Annotated in this window: 11 protein-coding genes and 1 pseudogene; all 12 read right to left on the bottom strand. The window is 57.3% G+C overall.

What is annotated here, in order from left to right:
- Nucleotides 1-196: 196 nt before the first annotated feature.
- Entirely contained in the window at nucleotides 197-814 is a 618-nt protein-coding gene (locus tag VFN25_RS02620) for a GNAT family N-acetyltransferase (protein ID WP_325138517.1), read from the bottom strand.
- Between the two features lie 6 nt (nucleotides 815-820).
- Complete coding sequence (locus VFN25_RS02615) at nucleotides 821-1,486, bottom strand: sugar transferase (RefSeq protein WP_325138515.1); 666 nt, start codon at nucleotides 1,484-1,486, stop codon at nucleotides 821-823.
- Complete coding sequence (locus VFN25_RS02610) at nucleotides 1,486-2,673, bottom strand: UDP-N-acetylglucosamine 4,6-dehydratase (RefSeq protein WP_325138513.1); 1,188 nt, start codon at nucleotides 2,671-2,673, stop codon at nucleotides 1,486-1,488. Before VFN25_RS02610 ends, VFN25_RS02615 begins: the two co-directional genes overlap by 1 nt.
- A complete protein-coding gene (locus VFN25_RS02605) occupies nucleotides 2,670-3,815 on the bottom strand; it encodes a LegC family aminotransferase (RefSeq protein WP_325138512.1) in 1,146 nt (381 codons plus the stop codon). The genes VFN25_RS02610 and VFN25_RS02605 overlap by 4 nt, the downstream gene beginning before the upstream one ends.
- A 23-nt stretch (nucleotides 3,816-3,838) precedes the next feature.
- Nucleotides 3,839-4,984 carry a glycosyltransferase family 4 protein gene (locus VFN25_RS02600; RefSeq protein WP_325138510.1) on the bottom strand — a complete coding sequence of 382 codons (1,146 nt, stop codon included), beginning with the start codon at nucleotides 4,982-4,984 and terminating at the stop codon, nucleotides 3,839-3,841.
- Nucleotides 4,981-5,175, bottom strand: a complete 195-nt coding sequence (locus VFN25_RS02595) for a hypothetical protein (RefSeq protein ID WP_325138508.1) — start codon at nucleotides 5,173-5,175, stop codon at nucleotides 4,981-4,983. The genes VFN25_RS02600 and VFN25_RS02595 overlap by 4 nt, the downstream gene beginning before the upstream one ends.
- On the bottom strand, nucleotides 5,168-5,308 hold the full coding sequence (locus VFN25_RS02590; protein WP_325138506.1) for a hypothetical protein: 141 nt from the start codon (nucleotides 5,306-5,308) through the stop codon (nucleotides 5,168-5,170). The genes VFN25_RS02595 and VFN25_RS02590 overlap by 8 nt, the downstream gene beginning before the upstream one ends.
- Nucleotides 5,305-6,033: a nucleotidyl transferase AbiEii/AbiGii toxin family protein gene (locus VFN25_RS02585; protein ID WP_325138504.1), complete on the bottom strand. Its 729-nt coding sequence runs from the start codon at nucleotides 6,031-6,033 to the stop codon at nucleotides 5,305-5,307. Before VFN25_RS02585 ends, VFN25_RS02590 begins: the two co-directional genes overlap by 4 nt.
- Nucleotides 6,023-6,505 (bottom strand): helix-turn-helix domain-containing protein, encoded by a 483-nt coding sequence (locus VFN25_RS02580; RefSeq protein ID WP_325138502.1) that lies wholly within the window; start codon nucleotides 6,503-6,505, stop codon nucleotides 6,023-6,025. The genes VFN25_RS02585 and VFN25_RS02580 overlap by 11 nt, the downstream gene beginning before the upstream one ends.
- Before the next feature lie 136 nt (nucleotides 6,506-6,641).
- Nucleotides 6,642-6,986 (bottom strand): annotated as a pseudogene (locus tag VFN25_RS02575) (glycosyltransferase); the annotation flags it as partial.
- Nucleotides 6,987-7,037: 51 nt separating this feature from the next.
- Nucleotides 7,038-7,838 carry a glycosyltransferase gene (locus VFN25_RS02570; RefSeq protein ID WP_325138499.1) on the bottom strand — a complete coding sequence of 267 codons (801 nt, stop codon included), beginning with the start codon at nucleotides 7,836-7,838 and terminating at the stop codon, nucleotides 7,038-7,040.
- Nucleotides 7,835-8,710: UDP-N-acetyl glucosamine 2-epimerase (locus tag VFN25_RS02565; protein WP_325138498.1), on the bottom strand; the 876-nt coding region annotated here is incomplete at its 5' end. The genes VFN25_RS02565 and VFN25_RS02570, both read right to left, overlap by 4 nt.

Below are 8,710 nucleotides of genomic sequence, written 5' to 3'. Positions count from 1 at the left end.
AAACCGCTTCGCTGCCAGGCCTCAATCCGTTCCGCCCACATTACGCGCTTGCTCGACATTGCCACTCTCCATTCATTCACAGGAGTGCGGATCGCAGCAGCTATCGGTTCAGGTGAGTAGGTGAGGTGGGCGGACGCTTACCATCAGGTAGCGCATTCGTTGGTATCAGCCACCGCCTGAGTGATCCGTCGATTCATCATCGGCCTACGAATCCCTCGATCGGTTCGGATCGTGCTGCCAAATCATGCAAATAGACAACAGACGCTTCGCCGGAATGAACCTCCTGCGTACCGACTGGTTTGGCGCCCATTTTCGAATAGAAGCGGTGCGCAGCGGCCAGCGAGGCACCGACGCTGATCTTGAAAGCGCCGACACCCTGCTCATGAAAGTATGCAGCCAGACGTCGATACAGGGCCTGTGCAACACCCGAACCTCGTGCGTCGAGCACAACAGCGATGCTCAGCAACTCTGCGTCGGGGGAAGGATCGAGATGGGACTCGTTGCGCCCGTAGCGCAGGATGTCAAAAATGCGGATCAAGGCACGTGGCCTGACCAGAACCGGAAACAGCGCCACGCTCAGCCGAAACGGATATCGCAGCATATGCCGGTAGATTGAGCCTGTTGTCCTGGCGCCCGAAATGAACCCCAACACACGACCATCCTTTTCCTCGATCAGCAATACGCTGTCGGCCGCTTCATCAATGGCCCGGTACATCAGGGTCAGAAATCGCGTGCCGAGGGTCGCAAGAAAGCCCTTGTCGAGGCACTTTGCATGCAGGTCCGCGACTTGCCGATAGACATCCGTCTTCTTCATGAGGGCTCAAATCAAATCCGCTAGCGCAACCGGGGGCTTCGGCAAATCGGGAAACGTCCGCCTTACGAAGCGGGACTTCGGAAACACCACCACCCAAACCGTCGCAAGGATGCACAGCAAGTAGGTACGCAGGCTTTGGCGGGCAACGTACCACTCTTCCAAGTCGCCCTTATAAGGCATGATCACCTCGTCATAGAAACGCTCCGGCTCGGCGCTTGCGTGCATCAACTCCTCTTCGTCGCGGAAGATGATCGAGCCGATGCCGGACAGGCCGGGCCGCACCTTGATGATCTCCGCCTGCGAAGCTTGCGGGAATGCATCGAAACAACGCTGCGTCTGTGGCCGTGGACCGATGATGCTCATCTCTCCCTTCAAGACATTGAGCAACTGCGGCAATTCGTTGAGCTTGGTCTTGCGCAGGAAACGACCGATCGGCAGCACGCGTGGATCGCCTTTGACTGTCACTGTGCCAGTGCCGATGCTGGGGCTGTTCTTCAACATGGTCGCGAATTTGTACAGACCAAACAGATCACCATTGCGGCCGACGCGCTGCTGCACGTAGAACACCTCACCCTCGCCTGTCAGTCGCAGGATGATGGCAATCGGCACCAGGAAAGGCGAGAACACCAGCAAGGCGAACGCGGAAAGCACGATATCGAGAAGTCGCTGCATTACATCCGTCCGTCCAGGTATTTGCCTGTTTCCTTGTGCTGGAACTCCGGAATCATGTGGTTGAACAAGTCCACGAGCTCGGGTTTGTCCCAGGTCGGCTGCGCTCGCAGCGAACGAATAGTCGTGAGGAAGGTTTCGAGCTTGTCCGCATCGTAGTCCGGTTCATTCTTGATGACGCCGATACTGGTGAATCGCTGCATATCAAGCGTTTCCGCGCCGGTATGGAATTCCTCGAAATCCTTTTCGCCGGTGGTATCGCTGGCAAAGAAATAGACAGGCCATCGCTTGGTCGCAATCAACTCGGGCGCGCGATCGCGGGCTTCATCTTCACTGGTGCATTCGAAGGTTTCAAACCCCAGCGCCTGCAGGTAGCGGACCGCGATATCGGAAAACCGGGTCAGGTCCAGTTGCTCGCTGAGCTTGGGAAAGAAGATATCGCGGTTGTCGCCCAACAGGCACGAACTCAGACAGAGCTCGCCAGATTCCTGCGGGGTGACGAAGTAGCGCCGCACATCGTTCGGTGCCGAAATTGGCTGGTGCTTGGCGAAACGCTGGTTAAAGCCGTGTAGCAGTGAGCCATCAGAAAACGCGACGTTGGCAAAGCGCGCGGTCGAGATCGGCAGTGACTCGCTGGCGCGCATGAGGAACATCTCCATGATGCGCTTGCTCGCACCCATCATGTTGACCGGGTTGGCGGCCTTGTCGGTGGAAACGCAAAAGTACTTGCGCGCACCGCCAGCCTCAGCTTTGGCAATCGTGGAAATCGTGTTCAGCACGTTCACCTCGATCATGCGCATCAAGGTGAAAGGATCCTTCTCACTGCGCACGTGCTTCAGTGCGGACAGATTGAGAACGTATTCGTAGCTGCTCCCGGCCTGCATCAAGGCATTGAATTCACGCGAACCGCAGTCGATGGCGAATGTTCGGAAATCGCCATCAATGTAGCCAAGCGTGCTGCGAATATCGCGCACCAGCTCGACCATGTTGTTTTCACTGATATCGACCACGTGCAATGCACGCGGCTTGCGCTTGAAAATCTCCCGCGTAACCGCCTGACCAATCGAGCCAGCGCCGCCGATGACCAGGAAACGGCTGGATCGGACCAGGCCGGACAACTCGGCCTCGTGGTTGCGGATATCGGTTTCAAACAGCGGCTCTGTACGGCCGATCAGCTCAAGAATGTTCACCCACGCAACCTCTCGAATTCGCTTTCAGGAACACTGGAAGGGAGATTCACCACCCTGGCCTCCAGCCAGCGTGAGTTCTCGAGCCCATCATTCTGGCAGTCTTGAAACATGGGCAGGCGCGACATCAGGCGCCAGACCGGACGCGTCATCACGTCGCGGCTATTGGTGAATTGCAGGAATGCATCACGCTCCTCTTCGGAGCCAAGCACGATGGCGTTCAACCAGTGGTTTGCGGTGTTACCAGTCAATGGCTCGACAAAACGAATATCGGTGCCAGCAAAGAATTCCCGATAGCCTTGCGCCACTCCGCGCTTGATCGCCAGCATCTTCGCCAGGCGTTCCATCTGCGCGCAGCCCAGTGCCGCATTGAGATTGGGCAGGCGGTAGTTGTAGCCGATCTCGTCGTGTACGAACTCGTAGGGGTGCGGAACCTTGGCCGTGGTGGTCAGATGCTTGGCACGTTTGGCCAGTGCTTCGTCATTGGTGATGATCATGCCACCGCCGCCGGTGGTGATGACCTTGTTGCCGTTGAAGCTGAGCGTCGCCAGCTTGCCGAAGTTGCCTGTATGGCGTTCGCCGACATAGCTGCCCAGCGACTCTGCGGCATCTTCCACCAGGATGATGCCGTACTCGGTACAGAGTCTGGCGATCTCTTCAATGCGCAACGGGAAACCGAAAGTATGCATTGGCACACAGGCAGCGATGCGACGACCGCTGGATTTGTTGTAGCAGCCCTCGTCGCGCCGTTCGGCATGCTGTTCAAGGAAACTCCGCAGTGCGACCGGACTCATGCCCAGGGTGTCGCGGTCCACATCGACGAAGACGGGCCTGGCACCTGCGTAGCTCAGCGCATTGCAAGTTGCGATAAAGGTCAGGGCCTGGCTGATCACTTCATCGTTCTGACCGACGCCGGCGAGCTGCAAGGCGGCGTGCAGGGCAGCGGTACCGTTGACCGTGGCAATGGCGTATCTGGAACCGGTGAAATCGGCGATCTGCTGTTCGAACTCGGTGACCTTGGCACCCACGGAAGACACAAAGTTGGAATCGATACAGTCAACCAGGTACTGCTTCTCATTGCCCTCGAACACCGGACGATGCAGCGGGATGAAGCCGTCGCCGTAAATCGAACGGACATGCGTCACCAGGTTTTCCAAAAGTCGTGCGTTCACCGGCTCGCAATTCCTGTTTGTGCGTGAGCAACTATTCCCATTTCCCGCAGCATGATCGCATTGACCTTGCGCACATCGTATTTTTCTTCCGCGATCATGCGTGACCTCTGTCCCATCTGAGTAGCCAATTCTGGCACTTCGACAAAGCGGAGCATGGCTTGAACCAGCGCATCCTCCGAGCCCACGGGTACCAGAAATCCATTGTCGCCATCCACCGTGGTTTCGCGACAACCGGGTGCATCGGTCGTAATGATGGGCCGCCCCATCGCCATCGCCTCAAGCACAGTCCTTGGGGTGCCTTCCCGGTACGACGGCAAGACGTAAGTAGTGCAATCGGCGATCGCGGGGCGAACGTCGTCCAACTTTCCGCCGAACTCAATCACTCCGCTTGCGATCCAGGCATCCAGTTCGGATTGTGATATTGCATCCGGATTGCTATCGATCCAGCCGACAAGTCGGAAGCGCACTTGTGGGTAGCGTGCCTTGACTGTTTTCGCTGCCGCCACATACTCACGCACACCCTTGTCACCGAGCAAACGGCCGATCATCAGGAAGTTCACTGTCGTCGATGGCAGCGGGACTGGAACGTAATGGTCAGTGTCGACGCCTGAGCCGTTGATCACGACGGAGCCTACGCGATCCGGCAGCATGTTGAGTGAGCGGAACAGCTTTTGATCATCACCATTCTGGAAGAATACTTTGTGCGTGCGGCCAATCGCGAAGGCATAAAGTGAACGGATCAAGAGCGGCAGCAGTCCGCCGCGCCCGTTGGTGAAGGCATAGCCCAAACCCGTCATCAAGACATACCGGCGCGGCACGCGAGCCAGCCATGCGGCAATCGAGCCATATACCGCCGGCTTTATCGTGTAGCCCAACACCATGTCCGGGCGCAGGTTGCGCATAAGCCGGAACAGCCTCCATGAAAGACGGATATCTGCGAAGGGATTGGTGCCCGTGCGCGCCAGCGGGATTTCGTGCAGTTGAACTCCCATCGCAGCTAGCGTCCCCTGCGTGCGTGGCGAGGACGCAACCTCCGGTGCAGCAACGTGCACCTCGCACCCCTGAGCCTGCATGGCACGGATCAGGTCACCACGGAACGTGATGATCGAGTCGGCGAAACCGGCGATAATGAGAATCTTCATCGCACGGCGGACTCGGCGGGAGTGGCCTTGCCGATCAATCTCAGCAGTGTGTCGATTTTCAAGTCCTCGTCCAGCAGTTCTCGCAAGTATTCGCCACGAGCCAATTTCTCCCGCAACCTTGGATTCTCGATGAGCACCCGAAGCCCTTTGCGAATCGCATTGATGTCTTGCGCAACGATAAAACTATTCACGCGGCTTTTCGCCATTCGGACCGGGCAGCGAGATCAGCAGCACCTCGTGGCCGGCCTCGCACAAGGCCACAGCCAGTGAGTGGCGGAAGTTGTAGAGATAGCAATCGGTATTGGCAAACAGGATGATGCTCAAGCCAAAGCCTCCGCAACTGTCGCGAGGCGGCGTGCCAGTGATCTGAGCTTCTGTTGCACGGCAGCGGGTGGCAGCGTGATCGAAAGCGCGAGCATGCATCTGCGCAACCAGTCTGGTCTTTCACGCAACGATGCCAATGCCTTTTCCATGTCAGTCACTACGACTGAACCATAGGCAGTCATCGCCTTGCCCAACGCCGGCCTGAGTTTGCGCGGCGGCAAGTCGAGCATCGCCAAGTCAATCGCATCCCGCGCAAACACGCTATCGTCGTTCCATCTATCCGAATTCGCCAGCAACTTGCTCGCGGCAAGATCCGCTCGCGTCAACGTTGTTACACCGCACACTCTATCTGCGACTGTCGGCATTTCAAATTGGATCCGCCCTTCATTCACGATCTCGAACTTGATCGCTGCACCCTGCACGTTTAGAAATGTCCGGATGCCATACTGGTCTATCCGGATGTCACGATTGAAAGCAATCGAATCAGCATCAGCTCGCGTCAACGCCGAAAGATCCCGGGCGCCAAGCAGACGCATTCGCAGTTCCCGGTAACCGACCAGATCCGACACCAGAAAATCGATGTCGACTGACTCCCTGAATTCGCCTTGCAACAGCGCGATGGCAGTGCCGCCGCCAAACCAGCATTGATGGTCGCGCAGCAGATCTCCATCCAGGCTCGAAAGCACATACGCGACACGTTGATGGTGCGCACGATCAAACATCATTAAAAGTTCGATCAAATGTTCGGCGCAACCCCTGGATCAGCGCTTGCTCGCTTGGCGAAATCTCGGCGGAATCCAGATGTCGCCAGTTGCGCTCGTAGATTTCCCACGCTTCTCGTGGACCAAGCGCATCCAGACCTTCCCGAACCTGCCAGGACAGACTGCGCAACCCGGGGTAGTCCTTCAGCCGTATGTGCAAAGGTAGCCAATCCTGGAGATTGGGTGGCGTTTCGCTCAAGCTCTCGGCGACCGTATCGTTCTCGAACGATAGCGCCATACCCAGAACAGCGGCAGCAGCCAGCATGGAACCCCAGGCAACAGTGATCTCGCCTTTTTCAAGGCGATGCCAGGTAACTCTGGATATACCGGCGGCTTCCGCCGCAGCGATCATGCTGATACCAAGCGACTTTCGGCGCGCGCGAAGCGCACCGCCCAAGTCGACCGCTCGTGCCTCGGGTGTGGCAACTATTGTCATGCCAAGTGAGGCCTTGCCCTCAACATCGATTAAAAATCGTTTCTCATGATAGACAAACATCTCATAATGTCAACTATAAGAAACTTTTTTCCGGAGAGCTCGTCGCTCTACTGGCGCATGGCCGAAAGCGTGCAAGTCACCCCATCAAACGAACCAAAGCTTCAACCTTCCCGTCATCATCAAGAATCCCACTGGGGTAGCCGCCGCTGGCCAACCGCTGGCGAAGGTTTGAATCGACCAGGAGCGTTGCAATTCCTTCGACGATGGCATCCACATTCTGCTCCACGATCAATCCATTCACGCCGCTTGTGATCTGCTCTTCGATACCGGAAAACCGGGTTGCGATCACCGGACGTTCCATTACGCGAGCTTCGTTGACAACCCCGGACAAGCCTTCAAAGTGGGAAATCACGGCGCAAATATCCGCATGCTTGTAATACGGAAACGGGTTGGCAACGTCACCAGCAGCTTGAATGTCTCCGTTGCACCCTGCTCCAACACGGCCCTTTCGAGCAAAGTTCGGTTCGGGCCATCACCAAGCACATGCCATATATGTGGCAAGCCTACATCGAGGATGTCGATGATGCACTTCCACCATCCGCAGCAACGCCTTCGGCACTTCCTGCAGGCGACAGACGCTCAACACACGCAAAATACCGATAGTTTCCGGGAACGGATTATTGGCCACCGCTGCCTTGGCCCGCATGCTCTTCGCGTCGAGCAGGTTGTAGACAGTGGTCAACTTTCCTGCGATCTCGGGGAAGCGGGTGGCCATCGCCTTGTTGACGTAGTCTGAAACACAGACATACGCATCGATCTGATCGTGAAAGTCACAAATGCGCCTGGCCCATCGACCGGTGAAATCAACTGCCGGGTCGTTTCGGACAAATACGAAGCGCTTGCGAGCCCGCACAGAAGTGCAAATGAAGTCCGGCGACAAGCCCGTAAGCCCGGCAAACGCGGCATCGAAAGTCATGCGCTGGAACTGTCTGCGGTTTTGGACTTCCTGCAACCTGGCAACCATCCAGCGCAGTCCACGCACCGGCCACATCAATGCACGTCGCACGGCACCACCATTGCCCAATCCCCAGGTTCTGATGCTGCGCAGATGATAGAGCGCTATCCGGGGATCAATCTCGGATTCCAGCGCACCACCCGCGCTGGTCAAAACCAGGTGAACCTCATGGCCACGGCTTGCAAGCCCAGCCATCAGACGCAGCAACGACTTTTCAGCGCCGCCACGATTCAATACCGGGTAGTGAAACAGGATCTTTTTCGCGCCCGCGGAAGAAGTGGCTGCAAGCTTGTCGTCACTCAAGGCTGGTTTGCTCACCGCCTCCATACCACCTGATTCACATAATCCACATAACTGTGGATGATGCGAACCACTTTCTCGGACACATTCGGCATGCTGTAGTCGGCTACTTGCCGCAACAGGCGCTCGTCGCCGGTCGGCTGCGATTCGAGAATTGCCAGGCCTTGCATCACCCGCTCGGCGTTCATGCCGACCATCATCACCGCGGCCTCCTCCATACCTTCCGGGCGCTCATGCGCGTCGCGCAGGTTGAGCGCACGGAAATTGAGGATCGAGGCTTCCTCGTTGATGGTGCCGCTATCCGACAGCGTTGCCCTGGCCTGTCGCTGCAACTGCACGTAGTCGCTGAAGCCGAGTGGCTTGAACAGTTGCACTCGTGGGTCTAGCTCGATCCCCATGGCATCAATGCGCTTGCGCGTTCGTGGATGTGTGGACACGATCATCGGCAAGCCACGCGTGGCGGCAACCACGTTGAGCACGTCGATCAAACCCAGAAAGTTGCGGTCGGAGTCGATGTTCTCCTCGCGATGCGCGCTGACCACGAAATATCCATCTCTTTCCAGGCCCAGTCGTTGCAGCACGTCCGAGGCTTCGATGCGCGGCGCATAGTGCGCCAGCACTTCGCACATCGGGCTACCGGTCTTGATGACTCGATCAGGCGGCAGGCCTTCGGCTAGCAGGTATTCTCGGGCGATGTCGCTATAGGTGAGGTTGATGTCGGCGGTGTGATCGACGATGCGCCGATTGATTTCTTCCGGCACGCGCATGTCGAAACACCGATTGCCTGCCTCCATGTGGAAAATCGGAATCTTGCGGCGTTTGCCTGGGATCACTGCCAGGCAGCTATTGGTATCGCCCAATACCAGCATCGCATCGGGCTGCACATCTGC

This window comes from Dokdonella sp. (assembly GCF_035703485.1).
GTDB lineage: Bacteria > Pseudomonadota > Gammaproteobacteria > Xanthomonadales > Rhodanobacteraceae > Dokdonella.
Note: the sequence above shows the minus strand (reverse complement) of the source record. Positions and strands in the feature narration are given on the sequence as shown.

What these genes read in the sequence shown, in the direction of transcription:
- VFN25_RS02580 (WP_325138502.1), bottom strand. Translation starts at nt 6,505, where the DNA reads ATGACAATAGTTGCCACACCCGAGGCACGAGCGGTCGACTTGGGCGGT.
- VFN25_RS02600 (WP_325138510.1), bottom strand. Translation starts at nt 4,984, where the DNA reads ATGAAGATTCTCATTATCGCCGGTTTCGCCGACTCGATCATCACGTTC.
- VFN25_RS02585 (WP_325138504.1), bottom strand. Translation starts at nt 6,033, where the DNA reads ATGATGTTTGATCGTGCGCACCATCAACGTGTCGCGTATGTGCTTTCG.
- VFN25_RS02615 (WP_325138515.1), bottom strand. Translation starts at nt 1,486, where the DNA reads ATGCAGCGACTTCTCGATATCGTGCTTTCCGCGTTCGCCTTGCTGGTG.
- VFN25_RS02620 (WP_325138517.1), bottom strand. Translation starts at nt 814, where the DNA reads ATGAAGAAGACGGATGTCTATCGGCAAGTCGCGGACCTGCATGCAAAG.